This window comes from Sporosarcina saromensis (assembly GCF_054901285.1).
In genome coordinates, this window is sequence record NZ_CM142738.1 from 3,621,914 (window position 1) to 3,647,377 (window position 25,464).

25 protein-coding genes are annotated in these 25,464 nt (G+C 41.6%); 9 read left to right on the plus strand and 16 right to left on the minus strand.

Annotated features, from left to right (window positions below; all coding sequences use genetic code 11):
- Positions 1-2 precede the first annotated feature (2 nt).
- The 3 genes from rbsK to ACVHUV_RS18285 all read right to left on the minus strand — a co-directional run bounded on the left by rbsK (position 3) and on the right by ACVHUV_RS18285 (position 4,946).
- Positions 3-911 (minus strand): ribokinase, encoded by a 909-nt coding sequence (rbsK, locus tag ACVHUV_RS18275; RefSeq protein WP_462085564.1) that lies wholly within the window; start codon positions 909-911, stop codon positions 3-5.
- 291 nt (positions 912-1,202) lie between these two features.
- On the minus strand, positions 1,203-3,275 hold the full coding sequence (locus tag ACVHUV_RS18280; RefSeq protein WP_462085565.1) for a methyl-accepting chemotaxis protein: 2,073 nt from the start codon (positions 3,273-3,275) through the stop codon (positions 1,203-1,205).
- Positions 3,276-3,539: 264 nt separating this feature from the next.
- A complete protein-coding gene (locus ACVHUV_RS18285; protein ID WP_317946789.1) occupies positions 3,540-4,946 on the minus strand; it encodes a purine-cytosine permease family protein in 1,407 nt (468 codons plus the stop codon).
- A gap of 465 nt (positions 4,947-5,411) precedes the next feature.
- On the opposite strand from ACVHUV_RS18285, the gene ACVHUV_RS18290 reads away from it, so the two are divergent.
- Positions 5,412-6,302, plus strand: coding sequence for a PucR family transcriptional regulator (locus tag ACVHUV_RS18290; protein ID WP_462085566.1), 891 nt, complete (start codon positions 5,412-5,414; stop codon positions 6,300-6,302).
- A 106-nt stretch (positions 6,303-6,408) separates the two neighbouring features.
- Positions 6,409-7,506 (plus strand): ABC transporter ATP-binding protein, encoded by a 1,098-nt coding sequence (locus ACVHUV_RS18295; protein WP_462085567.1) that lies wholly within the window; start codon positions 6,409-6,411, stop codon positions 7,504-7,506.
- Positions 7,507-7,574: 68 nt separating this feature from the next.
- On the opposite strand, the gene ACVHUV_RS18300 is transcribed toward ACVHUV_RS18295, so the two are convergent.
- Both ACVHUV_RS18300 and ACVHUV_RS18305 read right to left on the minus strand, forming a co-directional pair.
- The gene (locus tag ACVHUV_RS18300; RefSeq protein WP_462086950.1) at positions 7,575-7,775 is read right to left on the minus strand and encodes an ROK family protein; all 201 of its coding nucleotides are present in this window, start codon (positions 7,773-7,775) and stop codon (positions 7,575-7,577) included.
- Between the two features lie 28 nt (positions 7,776-7,803).
- The gene (locus ACVHUV_RS18305) at positions 7,804-8,982 is read right to left on the minus strand and encodes a GTP-binding protein (protein ID WP_462085568.1); all 1,179 of its coding nucleotides are present in this window, start codon (positions 8,980-8,982) and stop codon (positions 7,804-7,806) included.
- Between the two features lie 193 nt (positions 8,983-9,175).
- Between ACVHUV_RS18305 and ACVHUV_RS18310 the strand changes: the two genes are divergently transcribed.
- A complete protein-coding gene (locus tag ACVHUV_RS18310; RefSeq protein ID WP_462085569.1) occupies positions 9,176-9,814 on the plus strand; it encodes a GNAT family N-acetyltransferase in 639 nt (212 codons plus the stop codon).
- Here the strand turns inward: ACVHUV_RS18310 and ACVHUV_RS18315 are convergent.
- The 6 genes from ACVHUV_RS18315 to ACVHUV_RS18340 form a co-directional block, all read right to left on the minus strand.
- Entirely contained in the window at positions 9,802-10,698 is an 897-nt protein-coding gene (locus ACVHUV_RS18315) for a TIGR03943 family putative permease subunit (RefSeq protein ID WP_462085570.1), read from the minus strand. The genes ACVHUV_RS18310 and ACVHUV_RS18315 overlap by 13 nt on opposite strands.
- An 11-nt stretch (positions 10,699-10,709) precedes the next feature.
- The gene (locus ACVHUV_RS18320; protein ID WP_462086951.1) at positions 10,710-11,693 is read right to left on the minus strand and encodes a permease; all 984 of its coding nucleotides are present in this window, start codon (positions 11,691-11,693) and stop codon (positions 10,710-10,712) included.
- Between the two features lie 11 nt (positions 11,694-11,704).
- Positions 11,705-12,655, minus strand: a complete 951-nt coding sequence (locus ACVHUV_RS18325; RefSeq protein WP_462085571.1) for a CobW family GTP-binding protein — start codon at positions 12,653-12,655, stop codon at positions 11,705-11,707.
- A gap of 213 nt (positions 12,656-12,868) precedes the next feature.
- Positions 12,869-13,807 (minus strand): catalase, encoded by a 939-nt coding sequence (locus tag ACVHUV_RS18330; protein WP_462085572.1) that lies wholly within the window; start codon positions 13,805-13,807, stop codon positions 12,869-12,871.
- A 208-nt stretch (positions 13,808-14,015) separates the two neighbouring features.
- Positions 14,016-14,234 (minus strand): hypothetical protein, encoded by a 219-nt coding sequence (locus ACVHUV_RS18335; protein ID WP_462085573.1) that lies wholly within the window; start codon positions 14,232-14,234, stop codon positions 14,016-14,018.
- Positions 14,235-14,327: 93 nt separating this feature from the next.
- Positions 14,328-15,506 (minus strand): MFS transporter, encoded by a 1,179-nt coding sequence (locus tag ACVHUV_RS18340; protein WP_462085574.1) that lies wholly within the window; start codon positions 15,504-15,506, stop codon positions 14,328-14,330.
- Between the two features lie 270 nt (positions 15,507-15,776).
- On the opposite strand from ACVHUV_RS18340, the gene ACVHUV_RS18345 reads away from it, so the two are divergent.
- From ACVHUV_RS18345 to ACVHUV_RS18355, 3 genes are all read left to right on the plus strand, one after another.
- Positions 15,777-17,012, plus strand: coding sequence for a dicarboxylate/amino acid:cation symporter (locus ACVHUV_RS18345; protein ID WP_462085575.1), 1,236 nt, complete (start codon positions 15,777-15,779; stop codon positions 17,010-17,012).
- A gap of 820 nt (positions 17,013-17,832) precedes the next feature.
- Positions 17,833-19,746, plus strand: a complete 1,914-nt coding sequence (locus ACVHUV_RS18350; RefSeq protein WP_462085576.1) for an FUSC family protein — start codon at positions 17,833-17,835, stop codon at positions 19,744-19,746.
- Between the two features lie 258 nt (positions 19,747-20,004).
- Complete coding sequence (locus tag ACVHUV_RS18355) at positions 20,005-20,289, plus strand: phospholipase (RefSeq protein WP_462085577.1); 285 nt, start codon at positions 20,005-20,007, stop codon at positions 20,287-20,289.
- A gap of 3 nt (positions 20,290-20,292) precedes the next feature.
- On the opposite strand, the gene ACVHUV_RS18360 is transcribed toward ACVHUV_RS18355, so the two are convergent.
- The gene (locus tag ACVHUV_RS18360) at positions 20,293-20,556 is read right to left on the minus strand and encodes an excalibur calcium-binding domain-containing protein (RefSeq protein ID WP_371391085.1); all 264 of its coding nucleotides are present in this window, start codon (positions 20,554-20,556) and stop codon (positions 20,293-20,295) included.
- A 197-nt stretch (positions 20,557-20,753) separates the two neighbouring features.
- Here ACVHUV_RS18360 and ACVHUV_RS18365 point away from each other — a divergent pair, with 197 nt between their 5' ends.
- The gene (locus ACVHUV_RS18365; RefSeq protein ID WP_462085578.1) at positions 20,754-21,395 is read left to right on the plus strand and encodes a metal-dependent hydrolase; all 642 of its coding nucleotides are present in this window, start codon (positions 20,754-20,756) and stop codon (positions 21,393-21,395) included.
- A gap of 49 nt (positions 21,396-21,444) precedes the next feature.
- Here ACVHUV_RS18365 and ACVHUV_RS18370 read toward each other — a convergent pair whose 3' ends face one another.
- Positions 21,445-22,260, minus strand: coding sequence for a hypothetical protein (locus ACVHUV_RS18370; RefSeq protein WP_462085579.1), 816 nt, complete (start codon positions 22,258-22,260; stop codon positions 21,445-21,447).
- Between the two features lie 199 nt (positions 22,261-22,459).
- Here ACVHUV_RS18370 and ACVHUV_RS18375 point away from each other — a divergent pair, with 199 nt between their 5' ends.
- On the plus strand, positions 22,460-22,930 hold the full coding sequence (locus ACVHUV_RS18375) for a DUF4352 domain-containing protein (RefSeq protein ID WP_462085580.1): 471 nt from the start codon (positions 22,460-22,462) through the stop codon (positions 22,928-22,930).
- A 170-nt stretch (positions 22,931-23,100) separates the two neighbouring features.
- Here ACVHUV_RS18375 and ACVHUV_RS18380 read toward each other — a convergent pair whose 3' ends face one another.
- The gene (locus ACVHUV_RS18380; protein ID WP_462085581.1) at positions 23,101-23,517 is read right to left on the minus strand and encodes a VOC family protein; all 417 of its coding nucleotides are present in this window, start codon (positions 23,515-23,517) and stop codon (positions 23,101-23,103) included.
- 528 nt (positions 23,518-24,045) lie between these two features.
- Here ACVHUV_RS18380 and ACVHUV_RS18385 point away from each other — a divergent pair.
- Positions 24,046-24,714, plus strand: coding sequence for a hypothetical protein (locus ACVHUV_RS18385; RefSeq protein ID WP_462085582.1), 669 nt, complete (start codon positions 24,046-24,048; stop codon positions 24,712-24,714).
- Positions 24,715-24,772: 58 nt separating this feature from the next.
- Here the strand turns inward: ACVHUV_RS18385 and ACVHUV_RS18390 are convergent, their stop codons facing one another.
- Positions 24,773-25,000, minus strand: a complete 228-nt coding sequence (locus ACVHUV_RS18390; RefSeq protein WP_462085583.1) for a hypothetical protein — start codon at positions 24,998-25,000, stop codon at positions 24,773-24,775.
- A gap of 14 nt (positions 25,001-25,014) precedes the next feature.
- Complete coding sequence (locus ACVHUV_RS18395; protein ID WP_462085584.1) at positions 25,015-25,335, minus strand: ArsR/SmtB family transcription factor; 321 nt, start codon at positions 25,333-25,335, stop codon at positions 25,015-25,017.
- Positions 25,336-25,464 lie beyond the last annotated feature (129 nt).

The window sequence follows — 25,464 nt, forward strand, 5'->3', positions numbered from 1 at the left end:
GATTAATGAATGTCCTCGTAAAAAGGCATGCCTTCTTGTGCACCAAACTTTGTCACTGCCAACGCAGACACTTTCACTGCAAAGTCGACCGTTTCCTTCAACGATTTACCCGTTGAAATCCCAACCGCCAATGCGCCATTGAATGAATCCCCCGCACCTGTCGTATCCACAACTTCCACTTTGGGTGGTGGCGTTACGACAAGTTGACCATCTTCTAATATGGCACAGCCGCGCTCCCCTAACGTGACGATTAATGTATGATGATACGTTGATTCCCATTTCAACATTAGAGCGGATAATTCCTCATCCGTTGTATAATGCTCACCTGTTAACAACTCAAACTCCGTCTCATTTGGCGTCAAATAATCAACAAGCGACAGCAACTCCGGTGATAAAAATTGAGCAGGGGCTGGATTTAAAATCGTTTTCACGCCGTGCTGTTTAGCAATCCCTAACACATACTGTACGGTCTCGAGTGGGATTTCCAACTGAACGACCAACACATCCGCAGCAGCAATCGCTTGGACGACTTCTTTCGTAATGCGTTCTTTTGTCACGGTATAATTTGCACCCGGAATGACAGTTATGCAATTATCGCGATTCACATGGAAAATATTCGCAATGCCCGTTTGTACGCCATCTACAACGCGAATGAAATCCGTCTTTACACCGTTACTTTCCATTTGGTCCTTAAGGCTACGGCCGAACTCGTCGTTACCAACCGCACTAACCATTGTCACATCACCTTGCAGACGAGCCATGCAAACCGCTTGATTCGCACCTTTACCTCCTGGCAGATACGTAACTTTTTCGCCTAAAATTGTCTCTCCAATTTTCGGCAACCGTTCCGCCGACATGACAATATCCATATTCATACTTCCGACGACAACAATGTTATTCGACACATTCATCACCTGTTCTATCCTCTATAATTAACTGACCTTTTCTCAGTACAAAAACCTTCTTTGTGTAACCGATTCCACATCTCAGAATAGCATATTATGCGATTATACAGCAAATGTTTTTAGAAACTTCTCGAACTTAGCTTCCTCTTCAACTGAGAGAACTATGCATGTTTTTCATGCCTATCCTTCATTACAAAGCCATACAGCTAAAAAATCTACTGAAGTTGAAAAAACCCAGTTGCTCCCTATCGAGCGAACTGAGTTTTTGTGCGAATCGGCTATTCTTTGAGAAACAACTTATACCGTAAACTTTTCAATTTCTCTTTGTAAGTCTTCCGCAATATCAGAAAGGTTTTTCGCTGCATACGCTACTTCTTCGACGGTTGCTGTTTGTTCTTCAGTAGAGGCTGCAATTTCACCTGAATGGCTTCCTAACTTCTCATACAAACTTGCAATTTGCTGAATCGATTGAAGTAAGTTTTGCATGACCTGTTCCACTTCTTTTGAAATCGATGTCGCTTCCGTCGTCTGACTGGATACTGATTGGACCGCAGTCAAAATATCTCTGAACGCTTCTCCAGCTTCATGAACAAGTGACGTACCATTTTTTACAGTTTCGTACCCTTCTGTCATGCTGTCGACCGTCTGTGAAATATCTTCTTTAATCTCCGTAATTAATTGACGAATATGATTTGCTGCATTACTCGATTCCTCTGCAAGTTTCCGCACTTCATTCGCAACAACCGCAAATCCTTTTCCTGCTTCCCCAGCTCGTGCAGATTCAATTGCTGCGTTCAGCGCAAGCAAGTTCGTCTGATCAGCGATGGACGTAATAAACGTAGAGAAGTTTTCAATTCGGGAAGATTTCTCATGCAATTCAATGACGGTCTCTTTCGATTGCTTCGTATAAGTGTTAATGTGCTCCATGCTTTTTTCCGTATCCGTTACAATTGCATTTCCAGTTGTTGAAGCCTGTACGGTCTGTTGTACGAGTTCATTCACTTTTGAAATGTTTGCTAGTAATTTACCAACTTCTTCGGTAATCATTCCGATATCGGTAATGGATTGGCGTACAGTTTGTGTTTGGTTTTCCGTTTCATAGGCCATCTCCTGCACGGAGCTTGAAATTTGGACAGAAGCCGTTTTCGTTTCATCCGCACTTGACGTGAATTGTTCTGACATGGCCATTAAATGATGTGTCGAGTCGATTACTTTGTCAAATGCGCCTCTTACAGAAACAAGCATTTGCTCATACTGTTCGGCCAATACGCCAAAATCGTCTTTTCGCTTTACTAACGTTGCCACATGCTCGTTGTCAGTAAAATCCAATTGCGCTGTTCGATCAATGACTGCACTGAATTGGTGGATCGGTTTGGACACGCGACGGCCGATCACAATGGATAGCACTACCGCAACAATGACGGAGACAACGACCATAATTAGTGCTGTTACACTATTCGTCTTTAATTGACCTGCAAAATAGTGATCATCATAAGTCAAAACAAGTAAACGGGATTGGCGGTACTTGTTCTCATCATCAGACGTCAAATCGATTTGAGGAATAAACTTATAAAGCGTATCCGAAGATTTTTTCTCCAAAACTTTATCTTCGGTAATTGCTTTTGCACCAATGTCCAGCAACGAATCCGGCAATACTGCAGCTTCACCTTCATCGTTTTTCTTATTCATTGAATACGCTGGAATCCCATCGATATTAATCGTATAAATACCGATATCTTCAACATATGGATGTTTTTCCATCAGATTTTTCGTCAACAGTTCCAAATCCATCGACTGAATCAAATGCGAAAACTGATCAGCCGTTGCTGCAATTTGAATCATATATTTTTTATCGGGCGTCGCTGTATAACTGAACTTATTCGTCTCTTTCGTTGCTTCACTAATTTCTAAACGATCGTCAAAATACGTTCCAGCATCCATACGCTCCTGCAATAATCCTTCAAGACCGAACTCTTTTAAATCTAGTCCTAAATCTGCTTCTCTTGTTGCATAGTCAACAACGAATTGATCATTTAAGAAAAATATATCAAAACCATCGAACTCTGTCTTAAAACGCTCTAAGTCCCATGTTGAGACATCAGGATTTTGCTTGTACTCATCTAGTAAAATATTTGTGTACAGTTCCATCTTTTCAGACAAAGACTGTTCAATAATGGAGTACGCGACATCCGAACCTTCGATGACACTTAATAAGTTTTCTTCAATGAGTTTTTCCGTCTGTGCTTTTTCGTCTTCTAACGTCTCTTGGCTCTTTATATAATTTACTGAAACAATTGCAATGACGAGAAGTGAAATGGAAATCACTAACGTACCAATCAAATTCCTCTGAAATACACCCATTTTCTTCATTAGATTCTCTCACCTCAAGTATGTAGTATGAACAACATCTATATCGGGTCGAAAGTCTTAATGTTTAGCTCGAAATTAAACATTTTTTCTGTAATTAAATACCTATTCATTGTGAGTGTCCTAGTAGTTATCTAGTATTTATTTTTGGATAGCTTGTTTTAAGCAATTAATACACAATCTGAACATAAAAAAACTGTACAATCCAATCGCTCATTGACCGGATCGTACAGTTTTAGTCTAACTCATTTCCTGCTTGTGTAAGTGTTAGGCTAATTTGTCTTCTTGCACAATATCTTTTGGCTCTTCCGTCACATAATACTTTCCTTTCGTCATCACAGCGATGATAACCGTCAAAATGGAGGCAAGTAAGGCTGCAAAGAAGGCTGCCGTCGTTTCTAAAAATAATCCCATGTACCCAAGCGCTGCTATTGTTCCAAGGACACTTGCTACAATAAGCGACACCGTACCAACGGGATTCCACTTATACAAGTACTTTTGACGAGCGACGTAATACGTAGGACCAATTTTCAACCATTTTTTAACGACTAATGCATCTGTCACAAGGACAGCGGCCCATGCAAGTAAAAATACCCCTTGGAAAGTCATTAATTTATCGACATGATCGACAATATTGAGCAACATGAGAAGGATAGCGGTCAGACCTGCTACCACGACCCAAAAACGTCTACCTGGTGTAAAACGGAACATGTTTTCAAAAAAATTAGAGAGCGATAAGGAACCACTGTAAATGTTCGTGACGTTAATACGTAATTGCGTTAACATCGTGAACAACGCTCCACCAATTCCGAGCAAGAGGACGATATACACACCTGGATCAGATTCTAAAAATCGAACACCAAACCAAATGCCAAGGCCACCCATCACGCCAAAACAGAAAAATTGTGGGATGAACCCAATCATGAAGGAACCTACCTTAACATCCGTTGGTTTCAGGAACCTCGCATAATCAGATGCCAATAACGCGGTCAATCCCATAATGCCATGGTGCATGCCGATACAAAGTAAGAGGGCTTCCCCACCGATTTGGACACCGTCAGGCATATACGTAAATACAGAACCGGTATAAATAGGCGGTTTATAGAAGGAAACAACAACTGCAGTTAATAAAAAGATGATAAATAGAGGTAAGGACCACTTCTGTAATTTATCTAATTGCTCGATTCCAAACCAGTTTAGAGGGATAACGATGGATCCAAATACAACAATGAGAATCCATTTTGGAAGTGAAGGAAAGAAGTGATGAACTGCGGATACTAAGATGAGTCCTTCAAACGCGCAATACATAATGAAGTTCGACGCGTAAATCAGTGACGTCAAGGACGAACCGATATAGCCGAAACCTCCACCGCGCGAAAGTAAATTTACGTTCATACCGGACTTGGCAGACAAATAGGCAATGACCGTTCCGAGCAATCCTGCGACAATGATTGCATAAGCGGAAGAAATCAATGCATTCACGGCTCCAAATTTAAGCGCCATCACGCTTCCCATTTGGAAATAAAAAATGGCGGTAGCAATCCCGAATGTTATATTCGTTATACTCAACCAACTTTTCGTCCGTTCGTTCCGTGGCACACGGTCCAACGAGTAATCGTCAGATGTTTCCACTGCAATCGTAGAGTTATTATGAAGTTTTTCTGGTGACTGGATACACGTCAACCCCTTTCTAGTTATCTGGACAACATAAATTGTCAATCTACTTGGTTATTCGTCAACTAGTCGCAAAATTCGCCGCCCCTTCAGCATAACAATGATTGCGCGGGTAATCAAACGATTACGTTCAACTACGTATTGTAACGTTGCGCATCAAATCCCCTTCACGCCTTACAAATCAAGTATTTGCATAACCCCATATTTTCATGCAAACGTATATGACTGAAGTTGCAAAGTGGATGAACATTCTACATATTGTGACAGGATTTTCTAGCGGAACAAGAGAAAGTTCGTTCATTCACCAGGAAATAACGACAAGAAAAAAGTTTTGGTGCGGAATGTGTTGAACACTGGAACTTGTACATCACGGAATAAAACTTCACTTCTGTTTATTGCAAAAAATCGATATAATAATAGTGAAGTGTTTTTCTACAATTTCCTTTGGAAGGTGGTCGCTCTCCATTGTCATATAATCTCGCTAATCTATTCCCTTCTCTAAAGTTATTGACCCAAAAACCACTATGGAACTCAGATGACTATGTATTCTTCAATCACAATACGGATACTTGGATAAGTATACATAAAAAAGACGTTTCAGCGCGTGACTATCTTTTACTCTCTACACTATTAACCGAGGAAACTTATTCTTCAACCTCACTCACTCATACAGAAGAAAATTGGTTGTACTATTTAGAAGGGGACGGTCCTTCTCTCCTATCAAACGAAGATCAAATTCGTATCATCCAGTTGTCACTAGAAGCAAATGACTCCCTTGAAGTCGATTTAAAAGAAGCAATGCAAGCATTTTTTGATGAACAAATGATCATTATCTTTTCGTCTGAAAGACATGTATTGTTAATAGAGCGTAAGACTATACACTTGTATTGTGATGACGATTTCAATTCATTTGCAGCTGTATTAGAAAGTGACTTTTATTGTAAGACGAGGATATACATAGGGAAGTTTCAATGTGCAGATTCAACATACCCTTCTTATTATCAACAGGAACGCAATTGGTTTAAAGATGGAATTTCTGAAATGCCAACAAAACGGATTTTTACAATGGAATCAATCTTTCCATTGTTTTTAGAACGTGCAATAACGCCCACCATGGAGCATGCAATGCATCAAGAAATTATTGTTCCCATCCGAAAAGACTTAGAATTATTACATACAGTTTGTAGTTTCTTTGAAAATGGATTCAACGGTTCGATTACAGCAGAAAAGTTACACATCCACCGAAATACATTAAACTATCGGTTAACGAAATTTCAGGAGCTAACAGGCATATCTGCTCGTAGTTTTAATGGCGCGCTCGTTGCCTACATCGCACATTTACGTTTTAGCAAATAAGCAACTGTTGCACAATTTTTTCAAAGATGATTTGTGCAACTTGTACATACCTTGTTATCCCTAACATCTGTATCCTTATAAGTAGTACATACAAGGGGTGAAGATGATGGGAGAATTGGTACTAGAGAATGTATTTAAAAAGTATAGTGATGATGCTGTAGCTGTTTCCGATTTCAATTTACAAGTGGAAGATCAGGAATTCATCGTTCTTGTAGGACCTTCAGGCTGTGGAAAATCAACAACATTACGTATGATTGCTGGATTGGAAGAAATTTCAGATGGCCAGTTACGCATTAATGGAAAAGTAATGAATGATGTTCCTCCTAAAGACCGGGATATTGCCATGGTATTTCAAAACTATGCTCTTTATCCACATATGACGGTTTATGATAATATGGCATTTGGCTTGAAATTACGGAAGTTTTCTAAAGCAGAAATCGATCAACGTGTTAAAAATGCAGCTAGTATATTAGGATTGGAAGACTACTTAACAAGGAAGCCGAAAGCGTTGTCTGGGGGACAACGACAACGGGTCGCACTTGGTCGAGCGATTGTCCGGGATGCAGGTCTTTTTCTAATGGATGAACCGCTATCAAATCTGGACGCTAAATTACGCGTTCAAATGCGCGCAGAAATCACAAAACTACACCAACGTTTGAAGACCACAACAGTCTATGTAACACACGACCAAACAGAAGCGATGACAATGGCTACACGGCTTGTCGTGATGAAGGACGGTTTTATCCAACAAATCGGAACACCGAAACAAGTGTATGAAAATCCCGAGAATGTATTTGTAGGAGGATTTATTGGATCTCCCGCAATGAATTTCTTTGAAGGACAAGTGATCGATGGTTACTTTGCAATGGATCAAACTGCACTTAAAATCCCTGAAAACAAACTCACACTTTTAAAAGAAAACAATGCACTCGGATCATCCGTTATCCTTGGCGTAAGACCTGAACATATATATGACAAATCAGAAACGCTCAATGACTTAGTGGATGCAAAAATAGATGTGCATGTGGACGTTGCAGAACTAACTGGCGCAGAGCTTATGGTCTATTCGTCAATCGGATCTCAATCGTTCGTCGCACGTTTAGGAGCAGATACGCCATTGCAACAAGGACAACAAGTCTCATTAGCGGTTGATATGAACCGTGCACATTTCTTTAATAAAGAATCTGAAATGAGATTCCGATAGGCTTCATTCACAGAACACCATACAAGAAAACCCTCATCCGCTGTAGGAATGAGGGTTTGTTTATTTATTCATCGACATCTTGCAAAAGCACCTTGCAAACCAGCGTTACCTTTATAAATGCTTGCTTCAATTCGCTTCTCTTTTCCTTCTAATAGCGGATGATTTAAGTACTGTCGTAATTCAAGTCGAATGGCTTCCACTAAAGCTGGATGGTCATTGAACACACCGCCACCTATCACGATGCAGGTCGGATCGACAATACCTGGAATACCGCTAACTTTTGTAGTCTCACTTCACTTAAAACTTCGGCAAGTCGTCTTTAAAAGTAGACCAATCCAAAGTCATTTCCTCATCGGTCAGTAAACACTTATCCAAACTGTCTTCAATTTCTGATTGGTCCATGTCCAGCCCAATGAATACAAGCTCGTTTAGTCGATCGCCATATGTAGCATCCCATCGTTTCAACAAATGAGGATCCTCTTGAAAAATTGCTTTCTGTTCTTCTTTCGGCAATGCAGCGACCCATTGGCCGGCAGCTTGAAAGACGAGTGAAGAACCCGCTTGTGAGAATATTCCTGACCAATCATTCCGTGACGCAAGCCAGAAAAATCCTTTTGCCCGAACGACTTCTTGAGGAAATGCTGTTAACCACGCATGCCACCTAGCAGGATGGAACGGTCGTCTTCTTCTGTAGACAAATGACGTAACACCATACTCATCCGTCTCCGGCACATGCTCTTCGTTCAATTCTTTTATCCAACCCGCACCTTCGCTCGATTTTTCAAAATCAAATAATTGTCGATTCAATAGTTTAGATGGCGCTACTTTTCCAAACGTAGTGAGTATGATTTCAGCATCCGGATTGACTTTGCGAAGAAATGCAACAAATGCCTCTTCATATTCCTTTTCAACGAGATCGATTTTATTGACAACCACAATATTTGCGAACTCCAACTGGTCCATTAGTAAGTCCGAGATGTCACGCTGATCGTTCGGGTCATCTGTTTGCTGACGCTCTAAAAGCGTTTCACCACTTTCATAATCCTGCCAGAAACGATACGCATCAACAACAGTCACCATCGTATCCAGTGTACAAATCTCTGTTAAATCAATGCCGAGTTCTTCATCAATGTAAGTAAACGTCTGCGCAACCGGAATCGGTTCAGAAATGCCCGTAGATTCAATAACAATATAGTCAATTTCACCTTGTCTCACTAACTTCTCTACTTCAATGATCAAGTCCTCACGCAGCGTGCAACAAATACACCCATTTGACAACTCAACAAGCTTTTCCTCAGTACGGGAAAAACCGTTGTTCTCCAACAACTTCGCATCAATATTAATTTCACTCATATCATTCACAATGACAGCAATTCGCAAGTTTTCTCGATTGGCCAATAAATGATTCAACAAAGTCGTCTTGCCTGCACCAAGGTAGCCACTTAACACAGTCACCGGTATTTTCTTAGTTTTCATCGTCTTTCTCCACACTCTCTTTCTTTAAATCGTAATGATTACTATTTAAAGAATACATCATTGCCCTCCTCAATGCAACATCAGCATTCAGCATCTACACAAATCTACTTTCATCATGTATGCTTAACTACCGAGAATGCCAGTATAGTTTAATGCATTAGTAACAGATATCTAAACGAAAGAAGTGACCGTGATGGAAACATTCCTATTAAAAAATGGTGAGAAAGTCTTTATAAGAGAAGCCTTGCCAAACGATGCACAGCAAATAATTGATTTTTACAACCTAGTAGGCGGAGAAACTGATTTTCTTTCATTTGGCAAAGATGAATTTACGACAGATGTCGCAGCCTTTCAAACGACCATCCAAAAGACACAACAGTTGCAAGGTTCCATCATGTACCTCGCAATCGCAAACGATGAGATTATCTCCATCGCAACAATCGACTCCCCTTTGAAAAAACGTGTACAACATGTTGGAACATTAGGGATTGTCATCCGTGAAACTCACACCGGTCTCGGTTTAGGGAAAAAAATGATGAATGAACTCATTGAATGGGCACGCACAAACGGCGTCACTGAAAAAATCACACTCTTAACACGAGAAGATAACGAAATTGCCATCCAGCTTTACAAAAAACTCGGATTTGAAACGGAAGGAATCCTAAAAAAAGACACCCTTATCACACCTACTACAACACCTTGTCGATGGCTTTACTCCTTCAAAAGAACTAAAAAAATGGTGCCTGTCCCCCAAACAATTCGTAATTGTTTGGGGGACAGGCACCAACAAAATTATGAATACTCAGACAAAAGTCATCTTTACTCATTGTAAATATACGGATTGGCAGGTTGGTCGATTTGTTCGAGTTGAGTAATTTGGATGAAGGGTAAGGTCCAGTCATCTAATTGATAGGTGGATAGCGTTCCAGTTGCACGGACCCAATCATCTTCATTGAGTTTGGCGACAGCGTCTGACGAAGAACGGATGCCGTAAACGAACGCATCTGCCACACAACAGGTGATGCCGAAACGGGCGATGAGAAATTCGTTTTCTGCAGTCTGATCGTCTTTGTACACAAAGCCGACCAATTCGATTTCTTTTCCAATGAAAGGTTCAAGGTCTTCATGAATGATGAGCATAATATCATTGTAGCGTTCATCATCGATGACAATTTTGTCGCTATCCAGCAGCTCCTGCTTTAATGTACCGAGTCGTTTATTATCCATTTCATCCGCCAAAAGTGCTTGACGGTCTTGCACAAGTAAATCATCCTCCTCAACGCTGGACTCATCCTCACCGACATCCGTACCTGCTACATCAGTCGTTATAGGAGGTCCTGCGCCGTAATTCACTCCTCGCTTAGCCACGATCGAACTGTCGAGCACAACTGTTGGGAACCATAATCCCGTCAAAATCGGAATGACAAATAACGCATAGACGATGATTGTCTGCACAATGGATTTCGATTGTTGATGAATAAATCCACAGTCACAATACAAATCTTCTTCCTTGTCAGACGTACTTCTTACTAACTGAACAATACCTAAAATGAGTAAAGCTGCTAGTAAAAAATACATGAACGGCATCATCTTCGGCGCAATGTAATAACGAATTGTCCCTGACATCATTAACTGGAACAATAACAGGAAAAATCCAAAGTAGATAATGGATCTAAATAACACATGCCCTCTTTCATCGCTCGGATGTTCTTTCATTCATTCACACCTCACAAAATGACGCTTTGGTATATTAAAACGATTGCAAATACAGCCACCGTAATCACTCCCATAAAAACGACTACGAATTTCGACTTAAAATACGCAAACAGGATAATGGCGTTTTTCAAATCTAACATCGGTCCGTATAATAGAAACGCCAACAGCGAACTTGTTGAAAACGTATGGGAAAACGAGGATGCAATAAACGCATCGGCCTCCGAACAAATGGATAACACAAAGCCGAATGCCATCATCACAAGTGGTGCAACGATGTCATTCTCGCTCACAGTCACTAACAGATCGCGATTGAAATACGTTTGGAATGCACTTGCAACAATTGTTCCAAAAATTACATACTTCCCGACATCGAAAAACTCGTCACTAGCATGATAAAAGACGGTTTTCCATTTCCGCTTTCCGGTTAGCTCTGTCTGTTGCTCAGTTGCAGACACCAAGTCCTCCGTCGAATGCTTCAATTGAGAGGTATTTTTAAAAAGAACATACATGACGAGTCCGATACTAATTGCCAACAAAAAGGCTAGTCCCATTCGCGCATATGCCATTGACGGCTCCGACTGAAATGCGTAATACGTTGAAGCGAAGACAATTGGATTCAATATCGGTGCCCCAACTAGAAAAATGATGCCTACATGTAAGGGGAGCCCTTTCCTCAACAGTCGGCGCACGACTAAAATAATTGCGCATTCGCACACGGGCAACAGCACACTGACAATTGTTGCAGGAACAATGGCGAGAAGCGGATTTTTTGGAATAAACCTTCTAACCATGTCCTCCGAAACGAATGTCTGGATGACGGCGGAAGCAAATACCCCTATGAGAATAAAAGGGAATGCTTCTAAAATAATGCTTAGAAACATTGTATTGAGCAACAATATGCTTTTCGGGATTTCAAACTGGATGTAAGGGATTCCGACAAATAATAGAACGATGAGAAGAATACCGAATGCCGTCAATCCAATTCCATTCTTCATTCGATGACCAATCAACAATTCACCCCCGCTAACGCTTCAAATTGGTCCTTGATTTGTTCAATGTTTAGTTCAATTCCAATCAGTACGATTGTGGATAACGCTCGATTCTCTTCAAGTTCCCGATAAGTTAATTTTTTTGATGCGTATTGGAAACTGACTACACGATCCGAATGTTGGAATCGACAATAGCCTTTACCCCGTAGAACACTTTCAGGTAGCTGTTTCATCCAATTTTCAAACGCACGCTGATCCAATGCAGGAAAATCTTCCAAACAAATGACTTGTATGGAAGAGTGACGATGTGGTTTGTGCGTTCGAACTTGCTCACCGTTTTCAAATAACGCTCTGTCAATTCTTCTTTGAAACAATGTCTGTTCATCAACATTTCCAAATGAGCACGCTACTTGTTCTTGATGCGCACCGACTACTTGATCAAGCTTCTTCCGTACTTTCCTCAACTCCGCTGATGAAAGAGCATCCACCTTATTCACAACGAGCAAACTGCCACACATGATTTGTTCCTGTAACAGTCTTCTTACGTCCGATGAACTGGAAAAAACACTTTGATAGTCCAAATAACGACTCGCATCCACAACGGTAATCACCGATAGTAAGTCGAAATGTTGACATATGGCGGACGAAACAAGCACCTCTTGAATGTCCATCGGATTTGCCACACCTGTCCCCTCAATTAACACAATATCGAACAGCTCTTTCTTCTCCATTAAACCATTCAACGTGTCACGCAAATCATCCTGAATGGTGCAACAAATACAGCCATCCAACAACTCCACGACTTCCTCATCGCCAAACAATTCTCTTTCAACATTCTTTTGACCGATTTCATTTAATAGAATGACAGGGCGCAAATTCCTGGATTTGCACATCGCAATCATATTCTGTAAAACCGTCGTCTTTCCACTCCCTAAAAACCCACCAATCACATACACCGGAACACCCAATTGTACGCATCTCCCCTCATAAATATGAATATATCAATCATACTATGAGAACTAAAGCGTAACAATTACTATTTATTTTTTCTAGTGCCAGTTTTTCTAGTGCCAGTCCCCCACTCAATTCAGAATTTTTCCGGGGACAGGCACCAATTTAATTCAGAATTATCAGTATAAAAGTCAAATATAAAAGACCTTCCAATTCACTCGGAAAGTCTTTTACATTTCTAAGTTTCCATTCATTTTGTCCAGGTTACGTTCACGTTGTCTACGAGTTGCAGATTCTTCGTATGCTTGTGATCGGAAATGTAAAACTGGATCGTCCGTACATTCCATCCCTTTTGGTAAGACAGTCGGGTCAAATTGGTAGTCTTCTGCACCGTCTTCCCGTCTGCGACTCAATGTTAAAACACCACCTGCGACATTTTTTCGATCTTCGGGCCAAGGAGTGCTTGGGTCATTGATAAGGTCTGTTCCTTCCGCGAATTGCACCATCAAGCGAAACTTCACTTGCTCCTGTTCCAATCTTTGTTCCAACTCCGTTTCCAAATCAGTTGAATTGGACAATTTAGCTGTTTCGCTCTGTACAGGCTCCCACTTGAATCGAACAGCGGCTTTTTCGTCATGTGTATTCACCAAATAATACGCATGCAAGGAATGGTACGATTCTAACGCAAAACTTCTAACGGGTTTTAGGGAGGAAAGCAGCTTTGGGATCGTGTGAAATTCCGGTGAATCTCGTAAAGCGTTGAGCTTCTCTTTGAATGACAATGTATCCTTCGCAAACACTTGTAACAACTGCACAAAGGCTTCGGGGGTTTTTGTAACAAAAACAGGGATATTGGCCATCGTCAGATTTGTAAATCCGCCATTCTCTAACATAAAGCGTACGGCCATCCCTTTTATCGGATTGAGCAATTCGGGTGAATGAGGAGAAGGTGAGCTATGTGAAAAACGAACAATTGCTTGTACCGGTTGCGTCTGAAAGTGAGGGGCAGTCGTATACTTAGCAATCGCATCACTTGGTTGAAACATCGCATCATACGCAACGCCTTTCGCATGCGCACGCCGATAACCAACATGCACATCCGCCACCTGCTCAATCGTATCTACAGCCTCTACAGCCGTTACCGAAAATGGGCAATTCCCCATACGCATTCAAATCACTTCACTCTCATCAGATCTTCTAGCAATTAACAACATCTAACCATTTACAAAAAATCATAAACTTCCTAATGATTTAGAATTCAACCAGTGCCTGTCCCCCGAACAATTACGAATTGTTCGGGGACAGGCACCAAAACAATTCTGAATTGATTCAGCAGCCAGCACCAAAAAAGCCCCCAAACAAGGAGGCCATTTGCGGTTATTTTTTCTTACGGTTAGAAGTTTGCGATTTGTCGTGATTCGTTTTATTATTTTTGTTTTTCACCTTTGCGTCGAACTCGGTTGAAAACTCTTCATTTCGGTTATCATAAGGATTGTTATTGTTGCTGTTCGTATCGTCCTTATCTTTACTTTGATACGTATCAAAAGGATTGTGCGTCCGCTCGTTCATCGTTTGGTTGTTATTTTTATTCTCCAAAGATGTTCACCTCCTACAGCTACTATGCGCCAATACAAGCTTTTCATGCCTCTATTGATGAATTTGAATGAACACCCCTACTTCGTGCTGTATTTAGCTTTCCACGAGACGTTTTGGATTCTTCCCTAGCCACGTTGCAATGAACAAGACACCTAAAAATAGCGAAAAGAGAAAAAGATAGCTAATCCCTTTTTGCATTTCAAGAAAATAGCCTCCTAAAATAGGGCCCGTCAAGCTACCGATACTGAAGAAAATGCCACATAACAAGTTCCCTGTTGGCAACAAAGACTTTGGTGTCAAATCAGACATATATGAAATTCCTAAAGAGAAAATTGAACCTGCAAACATGCCCCCGATAAAGAACATGATTAAAATACCAACAGCATTACTTCCCATTAACGCAGAGCCGCCAAAAGCCAGACTCGAACCGCCGAGCGTAATCAACATGACGGGTTTTCTTCCGATCTTATCCGAAAGAATGCCTAAAGGGATTTGCGTAATAATCCCGCCTGCTGCAAATGCGGGAATGATCAAGGACACCATCGACAACGGTATATCAATTCGCAATGCATAAACCGGAAACATGGAATTCAATGAAGACTCAAGAAATCCATAGCCGAACGGGCCAAGGAAGGCAATCCAAGCAACCGCAACCGTTGCTTTCGCTCTCGAGATGAAACGTCCTTGCACCACATCCCCCGCCATCACTTCAGGATGATCGTTATCTAAAAAGAAGACAAGTGACCATGCCAAAAAACTTAAACAAGCTGAAACGATGAACGGCAACCCTTCATAAATATCAACAAGTGGAACGAACAATGGACCTACAGCGAAACCGACGCCTACCGACAAACCGTATATGGAAATATTACGGCCTAATCGTTCTCTTGATGAAGTACTCGTCACCCATGTTTGCGTGGAAAAATGCAACGCATGATCTCCAATTCCAATCATCAATCGTAGCACAAACCAGAATACAATACTCTTCCAAAGCGGGAACGACAAAAGTGCCGCAATCACAAAGATTCCACCTGCAATAATTGTCGGTTTATAACCGAAACGCCGTAATGGTGCTTCCATAATAGGCGAAATAAGCAACGTCCCAATATACAGTGCCGTTGCATTTAGTCCATTCAACGCACTCGACACTCCATCCCGCTCAAAAATTGTCGAAATAAGCGGCAATAACATCCCTTGTGAAAAACCTGAAATCGAAACAATTAACACCAACACCCAAAAACGATGCTTATTTATGTATGTACGAACAGTCATGATGCATACTCCTTTTTCCTCTAAAACTCCTCTCATCGTAGCATATTTTCCAACGTCTCCTCCGATATTTTTTCAAAAAAATATAAACAGCTCTTTCATGGCGCACTATTCAGAATATATAAAGGGACAGGCACCTGAACAATTCAGAATCTTGTCGGGGACTGGCACCCAAATACAAGCAGGGGAATTGACTGAACCGTCAGTTAGAGAGTACACTTTATTAGATATGCACTTTTATAAAATGATAAAGAATAGGTGGAAATAGAATTCATGTTGAAGCAAATTTGGAATGGATATCGGAAGACGCCCTTTGCGTTAAAAATGACCATCGGCTTCCTTATCGGTATTGCAGCAGGGCTACTTTTTGGACAGCAGATGCAAGTATTAAAACCATTTGGTACCTTACTCATCAACTTACTTAGTCTCGTAGCCATCCCAGTCGTCTTCCTCACGGTCGTTAAGGCAGTTGACCAAATGAGCATCGCTCAGCTTGGCCGTATGGGATGGAAACTGATTTTATATTACGCAGCAACGACTGCTGCAGCTGTTGGAATCGGCGTTGGCTTAGCCCTCTTCTTCAAACCCGGTCAATCTTTACGTTTGCCAGATGTAACGGTAGAGCCAAAAGAAACACCTCATTTCTCAGACATCCTTTTACAAATGGTTCCGGATAACTTGTTCCAAGCATTTGCAAGTGGTGACCTGATGGCCATCATCTTTTTAGCCGTCATCATCGGGATGGCGATGTCCTCCATGAAATTTTCGACGGATCAACGGATGCAACGAAATGCAGAGCTGCTTGACCAAGTCGTCGTCGCTCTGAATGATTTGTTCTACAAACTGTTGAATGGCATCCTCTTATACGCACCAATCGGCGTGTTTGCCATCAGCGCAGTTGCTTTCGGAAGCCAAGGATGGGAAACGTTCAAATCACTGCTGACTTTTACAGGTGTATTTTATTTAGGGATCGTTCTATTGTGGGTATTCGTTTACACAGGCTTTCTCCGTTTTTCCGGCACACCCGTTATCCATTTTTTCCGTCGGACGAAAGAAGCGTATACAACTGCATTTTTCACATCAAGCAGTATTGCATCCTTACCGGTTGCCATCAAAGCTGCCAAAAATGCAGGCATCTCAGAGAAGACAGCGAATTTCGCATTGCCACTTGGTGCGATTTTCAATTCAGATGGCGGCGCATTGCGGATGGGAATTTCGATTGTGTTTGCGGCCAACATTACAAGCCTACAACTCTCTGCATCTGATCTTTTCGTCATCGTCCTCATCGGCACATTACTATCGATTGGGACTGCCGGCGTGCCAGCGGCCGGACTCGTCACATTGTCTGCCGTGTTGACAATGTTCGGCTTGCCGCTTGAAATTGTTGCACTCATTGCAGGCGTTGACGCCATCATCGGCATGGGTGGAACTGCCTCAAACGTCGTCGGAGACATCGTCGGTGCTGCCGTCGTCGACAAATCAGAGAAAGAAACTTCGTTGCAAGCTTAGTGGAATCGCGACACTGTGTTGTTAATCTATCGTTGATTGCTCCGCAAAAATAATTTATATATCCGCAAACGAGTGGCATCCAAGTACCAATAACTTGAATGCCACTCGTTTTTTTTTATGGTTTTTTCGCAGCAATTCGTTTACGGTACATTCTATCGCGGGTGACTGGGATATGAGACTAAGCATAGTCGCGCTGAATGGGTTTTTACATAATAAGGCTTTTTTCTTTTACCTTCTGAGTTTGCGGCGTTCCCGAGTGATATGCCGATATCTGCAGAAGTATGCGCCTTTCCGAGGAGTTATGCCGCGTTTTGCAGGAGTATGCCGCGTTTCGAGAAGATATGCCGCGTTCTACAGAACTATGCGGTGTTCCCTGAAACTACGCCTCGTTCGCAGAAGTCTGCTTCATTTCGCGGTTTGCTCCTTACGATTCTCACGCATTGTCGCGCTAAATGGGTTTTGACAAATCAAGCCTTTTCTCTTTCGCTTTAAAATTGGCATTTCAGAAGCACTGCCTGTTGCCTCGTCTTATTAAAGTGATCAGCATCCACGTTTACATCCTTTTTATTACTTTCTCCCTTTCGACATATCGAGTAAAACAATGATATGCAGGGAATGCTCCATCTATAGGTTTCGATTTCCTCTTGCAACAAAGCTGTCACTTCTCCAGGACTTTTCACTACTTTTCTCCCCAAATTGTTTTACCGGAAATTAATTTGATGTTAAACTTCTTTTCGCAACTTAGAAGATAATCGATAATTATGCGTCGACTTTCTTACGAATGAAGACATTTTTATTAACACGAAGTGAGGAGTTTACTGTGAACAAAAAAACAATTATTACAAATACAGTTTTATTTGTTTTGATTGTCGGATTCATTATGGGCTTTGGAGCGATTTTTGGGAATGAGAATATCCTTATCGGTGTCTCAACGATTACTGCAATGCTCATGTTGCTGGAACGCGATTTAACGAGCCGCCCAGTTGGCAATACGTTGAAATTTATTGCGCTGAATTTGTTCATCGGGATTGGAGCGTTTCTTGCGGGATTTAACGTTTGGTTAGCCATTCCCATTCATTTTATCGTCATGTTTGTGGTGAGTTATTCGTTACTTTTCAACTTGAAGAACCCTCTTTATTTACCCTTTTCGTTACAATATTTGTTTATTTTAGCTTCCCCTGTCCCGTTGGATTTAATGCCGACGCGTATCGCTGCCCTCGTAGTTGGGGCGTTGGCGATCATGGGTATTCAAATGCTTGCGAATAAAAACAAAATAACGAAAAGCGGAGATAAGAAAATCCAAGCAATTTGTACATCGTTAATTGACAAGATTGATTTACTGAAAAAAGGTGAAGATCACGTTAAAGTTGATGAGAAAATTGTAGAGGATATCGCGGGCTTACGAAGTATTATTTATGACAAGCGCGAAGAGAACTACTATTTGACAGAAGAAGGACGTTTAAAGTTAAACATTTCGGCCGCTTTAGAAAAGATGAATATGTTACTCGACAACCTCTCAAAAGACGAAGCGCAAGCGGTTATTTTGGAAGACGTGCATCAATGCTTGCAGTTGGCGAGCGAAGCAGTTCAAGATAAGAATGCAGTCGACAAATTCGATACGTACTATTCAAGTATGTTAGCGAAGTATAAAGAGGAGCATAATCACTCGCTTATCGTCTTGCGCATGTTGAACAATGTCGACTTTTTAAGAAGTAGCCTTGCTGATATCCAAGACCTCAGCAAAAAACAGACGAACGTCGTGAAAAACTTGGAACAGATACCGAAAAAGTTCCAAAAGATGACGATTTCTACAGCACCCAGTCATACGAACTCCATTAAATTGTCGTATGCTGTTCGAATGGCTGTCGGGATTACACTTAGTGGATTCATCGTCGACTTTTTTGAAATCCATGAAGGTCGCTGGATGATGTTTACGGTGTTATCGGTCATCATTCCGCTTTATGAGCAATCTCGCCAGAAAATGCGTGACCGGATATTTGCTACCGTTATCGGTGCAATTCTTGTTACTGGGTTCTTCATGCTCTTCCAAGGAGATGTCATGCGTTCGATCTTGATCATGACTGCGGGTTATTTGATGAATTACATTAAAGTGTATCGCTACAGTACAATTTTGGTGACATTCTCGGCAATTGGTGCAGCAGCACTTGTCACGGGAACAACAGAAATCTTGACGTTGAACCGGATTTTACTCGTCATTTCAGGAGTCGTTCTTGCTTTGCTTATTAATAAATTCATCTTGCCATACAAACTGGAGGATGCCAATCGTGATTTGCAATCGATGTATGAAGATACGATCCATGAAATGCTGAAAGAAGTACATGACAAAGTGCATCGGAAAGGCAATGAACACGGCATTAAAAACTTGTTGCTCATTACAACGATGATTGAAGACCGTTTGAAACTGAACAATCAAGAAAACCATTCAGAAGAAGGCATAACCTGGTTAACACATCAACGAAGAATTGCGTGTACACTCTATGAGTTGTATGGGTGGATTGTACGAAACGGCATTACGGAATCGAATGTGGAAGTTGTTTCTTCGAGACTTACTTTATTGATGGATCGCTCAGCGAATGCCGATGTGTTAAGCAAGACTGCTCATGCATTGGATGCACATATTCATGTGATGCCTCGCATCGAGGATCGGATGGTTGCGAGTATGATTCTTGATGTGACTGAGGAAATGAAAGCGTTGAAGTTGATGAATGATTAAGTAAAATTTTGTGGAGAAACTCACTGCTAGAAAGCATGACCTTACAACTTGCTTTATGATCTTCCTGATTTTGCGGGAAGTTGTACAATAAAGAAAACTTTAGGGCGCGATTCAAAAAAAGGGTTTTAATAAAATGAAAAGGAAGTCCGCCGGTTCGTTCGGTTGGACTTCTTTTTTTGTTGGCGTATGCATCTGTACAGCTGCTTGGCCACTCGTTGCATAAGGTAGAGTAAAAACTTTTTTCAGGAGGTTTTTGCCATGCAACGGAGAGGTTTTCGGCGGCCACGGTTTTGTGTGTTTCCCGGTTATAACTGGTGTGGACCGGGGTGTAGTGGACCGGGTGCGCCTGTAAATCGTGTGGATGCTGCGTGTAAGGCGCACGACGAATGTTATCTTTCGGGCAGATCGCGTTGTGAGTGCGACCGGGAGTTCATGCATCGGTTGGAACGGGAAATCGATTCAACTAAGCCCGAGAGTCGTCACGCGCGGATTTTGTATCGATACATGAAATTGCAGTCCGCTTTCCATTGTCGGTTTCGGTGATTGTTAGCGTTCACACGCAATGCCGTCTTTGTCACGGTCAAGCTTTGTATGATTTTTATAGATTTCCGACGAAACAGTAGGTGTGTATTTTGTTTTGCCACCTTTGTTTCGTACTTTTGCGTCTTTCGCGATCCCGCCTGCATACGTTTTGTTCAGTTCCTTACAGTTTTTGAATTTGACAGGTGCCGCGTCAGCTGTATACATCGGTGCTGCAACGATTGTACTTGCAAGTGCGAGTGCTGCGAATGCCTTCAGCCGTTTGTTCATTTTCATTCCTCCATGATCATCATTAATATTCATTAATTGTAACACATTTCCATCTAATAAACATCTTTACTTTGAAGATTATGTTAGCACATGTTACCTACTTCTGTTCGTAACAATATTAGCCCATTGCAATGATTCATTGGAATCAGCGATAATTGGACAACATCTTAGATTTCACAGACGAAAGAGGTTTTCACATGAAAGGAAGTTCACATGCGTTAATCGGCGTTGGTGCCGGTGCAATCGCAGGCTTACAAATAGAAAGTGATGTCATGACGGTTTCCGTTTGTTCAGCTATCGGCGCTATTTCTGCGCTCGTCCCTGATTTAGATACGAATGGGCTCGCACGAAACGGGATTACCCTTTCTAAACAAGTGGCGAAATGGCTCATGCACGCAATCGGGACATTATTGTTCATCGCAATTACCTATCGTTTTTTCCAAACAGGGATGACGCCGGACATTTTGTTGTATGGCGGTATCGCCATGCTACTTTTCGTTGTTTCAAGATTTTTGAAGCAGAAGTGGATGTTAACGATGACCGGCTTGCTCGTTATGCTCGTAGGATTCGTCTTGCACCAATCAATTGGTGTCATGTTAGCGGGTAGCTACATGATCATCGCTTCGTTTTTACCACATCGGTCGTATACCCACTCACTCGTTGGCCTCGCGTTTTTCACATTTGTTTTGCATCATTTGCATGAACAGTGGCCGATTGACGGAATGTTGGCTGCCGGAATTGCCGGCTATGCAAGCCACCTTATCGCTGACATGAAGCTCCTACCAATGAACCGTCGAGGCGTCAAATGGTTCGCCCCCCTCTGGAACAAAGAATTTTGAATGGGGACAGGCACCGGGACAATTCAGAATTGTTCCGGTGCCTGTCCCCTTAAAATGATGCGATGAAGACGTTGCTAGCTTCGCCGTCCGAACGTCCGTTGTATTGAGGTTCTTCTGATTCATCGTATCGATCAGCAATGATGCGTACCGTATAATTCCCTTTCGGAAGTGCGTCAATGCCGGCAATTTGCTGCACGATTTCTTCAAATTTACTGTTTGTCATTTCACCATCGTATTGCAAGTACAACCAAGTAACGGGCTCCTCTTCATCATCCATAGGTTGCTCAAATTCCACAAGCCATTGCTTCGCTTGCTCTGTAGATGGATTGGCAAATTGCTCGTCTCCGTACAACTTTAACAATTCATCGAGCTTGTCTTTTTGGTAATCAACTCCTTTAAAACCGATCTTTTCTTCCCCTTCTTCCCATGTCACCCCAGGATACAATGCGCTCACTTTTTCTACATTCGGAATGAACGATTGGTTAGCTGCTTGCTTTAAGTGTTCAATGAGGACTCTGCCAATCGGAAAGTTGCCGTAACGATCATCTAACCCAAGTCGGTTAATCCCATCGAGTTTACGAGGGCTAGCTTCTGTATCGACGTCCACAAACGCCCTTCCCACATACGTCGGTTCATGCAACGTTTTATAATCAACAACGATGACACTTGTATCGATCTGTTTCCCATGATGTTCATAATCAATTTGTTGTATGGAAACGTTCAATCCTTTCTGCTCCATCGCACCAACGACTAATTCCTCGACAGCTTCAATTGTTTCAGGTTGCTCAATGAACTCCTGTGCTTCTTCGTCAACACATCCTGTAAGGAATAAAATGGTTACCATAAGTCCTACTATTTTCTTCATAGACTCCTCCTTAACGATTTATCACGAATGATGAGGTTGTACGAATGACAAGTTGGCTAGACTAGTGACACCAGCATGAGCGGTACGCAAATCTCACTCGAAAAAAAAACGGATTTTAGTAATTGAACGTCGGCATATTTCACACCTGCAGACTTGTACGAATTAGAGTTCATGCAACTACCATTCGGAGGTACTCTTTATGACAAAACTTTCTTGTCGCATCAAATTACTTGGCATTGGGGCAATTGTTACACTTGCAATTGCCGTTTTCTTAACACTCAAACCAAGCTCGTCCATCATTTCAAAACTACCCGTCAATAAACAAAACGGCTTCACGTCTGAAGTGTTACAGTTCGATGATGTGGCCATCCAATTGCTCGATTCATCGCATACCGAAAAAGATCAAACGTTTCATTTTACAATTGAGAACACACGCAATACACCGTTGTCTGTATCAAGCACTTCATTCAAAATCCATAATCAAGATAAAACCTATGCAAGTGAAACCGTCGACTTTGATCAGGAGCGATTGAATCCAGGAATGAAGACCACTGTTACAGTCACTTTTAAGATGAACAGTGAAGCTGTACTTTCCGGACAACCCGAAATGGAAATCACACGAGGACTCTTCTTTAGCAACAGTCAACAATTTCTATTGCAACAAAAATAAGCTACAGTACAGGCCGAATGCCGCATTTCTCTTCCAAACGCGGCATATCTTGGCCAAACGCAGCATTCCTTTTCCAAACACGGCATATCTCGGCCAAACCCAGCATATCCAGCCAAAACGCAGCATTCCTCTTCCAATTGATTCAATTACAAACTAAACTAGTATTCCATTCAATCTTCGCGAACATTTTTCCGTAGTTGTCCCGCGACGTACGCTCGTATTTCCGTTTCCACCATTTCCGCATAATTCTCATGATACGGTTCCCATAATTCCACTGGATACCCATCCACATCTTCAATTCGAACAAATTTTCCGTAATCAAATTCTTCAATCTCCGTTAAAAACTTTACGTCTTTCTTCCTCAAATCAAGAACAAACGCTTCCAAATGATCAACCGTAAAATTCAATATAACAGACTGTTCCTCTGCATCTGTAAATGTTAACAACGTGAACTCATTTGGCTTCAGGAAATTAACCCCGTATGCACTGACGTCCACACCGAGGACATCATGATACCACTGTAAACGTTTTTTTACATCACTGCTCAATTGAATAAAAACCCCACCTAAACCTGTAACTCCAGCCATTCTACCCACTCCCTCTTTTGACTGCAAACGAAACTTCCGTTGACATAGCAAACTTATACGATTAAAATTCATACAATTCTGTTCTACAAAACTAGTTACCCTTAATTTACGATGGTAATACCAAATTAGTTTCAAAACAGTTTCAAAGGGGCAAGTGGATTACAAGTGGGAACTATTTTTCTACCAAAGGTCATTTACTTTTGCCGTATTTTCAGCTCATATGCCGCTTCATGAATACTTTTGCTGCATTTTCATGACATATGCCGTGATCGAGGATATTATGCGTCGTTCTGATGAAGTATGCCGTAATTGAGGATATTATGCGCTGTTCTGACATAGTATGCGGATGTAGTCTATTCGCGGGAAGCTCAATGCCATTCTTGCCACTGTCGCGCTACATGCACTTCACCAATTAGGAATTGATGAGATAGAGCTGCATGTGCGTTGAGAAAATAGTATATTCTATACCAATCACGCATACATCAATAGGTCATACTGATAAAAAGACTAAGAAAGTGGGTGGAAGCATTGAAAAAATGGATTGTCCTATTAAGCATGCTAATTGTACTTGTTGGATGTAATGAAAAACAAGAGGAATCGCCGATCGATTCTCCTCCTGATGAGCAAGATGGTACTAAGGATGTGGATAGAGAAGGTTCATTTACACATGAAGCGATTCTTGAAGGAGCGGATATGGCGGCATTTTTCTTGGAAGATGGAGCAACTGCACACTTTCATGGTGAGGGGAATGAGTTTGCCACTTATACAACCCGCATGGAATGGCTCGATGAACGACATGTCAATGTGTATGAAAATAACGGAGGAGTTGAGCTGGCTAAGTCGTACCGGATTGATGATGACCGTATCGTTTTATTGCGCGAAGAACCGTTACAAACTGAAAATGAAACCGTATCAATTGAGGAGATAAAAGAATTAAAATCCATTCGACCCTATCTTATTTTCCCTTTGGAAGTTGGAGATGAGATCGGTTCATGGACAGTCGTCTCAGTTGACGAAACGGTGGAAACACCGATGCAACAGTTTGAACAAGTCATCGTACTCGAAGAAACGTTTGAAGATGGTGCCGTCTCTAGGAGCTATTTCGCGATCGGTTTTGGGGAAATTAAACGATCCTACAGTGCTCAAGATGGAGACAATCCATTTGAAGTCACTTCCGAAATTGAATCGATTGAGTAAACAACCCGATGCAACCAATATCCATCTTGGTTGCATCGGGTCTTTTTCTATCATTCCCTCACTCTACTTCCTTCAACAATCTTTCAATATCAATCAAACGGTTATCCATCTCCTTCAACCGCTCTTGTAGCATATTGCTGTTTTCGCGTTCTATCGCAAGTCTTTCATCCGCACGCTTCTCAAATCTCTTCACGGTTTTCACAATAAAAACGACCGCAATGATAATCGCGAGTATCGGTAAGACAAAACTAAATAAGCTTGTTAAAACAAACAATTCTGTTAGCATCTTCAACTTCCCCTCTACTTCTTTTTCTTCATCGTCAATGTCGGTGCGAGCTCGCGAATGAGCCGCTCACTCATTTCAAACTGAAATGGATGTAACATGTAAAACTTTGCAGACTTGCCACTCTCCAGAATTTCCAAATTGCTTGTAACCAAGTTCGCCTCCTCCAACTTTTGAAGATGCAAGTACAACAACGGACGACTCATTTCCAACGTCCTCGCCAGCTCACTGACATATTGCCTTCCCTCCGACAAAACGGCAATAATTTTCAGCCGATGCGGGTTCGACAATGCTTCTAGCACAAGTAATAAATGATCACCATCACCAAAACGTATCATATGTAATTATTTTATTACATGTGAATGAATTGTGCAACAAAATTTTCTAATAAATCGCAACTTCCTTTTACTAGGGGATAACACCGTAGCTAAAAGACCAATGAACTCGCACTTTTTTCACATATGCTA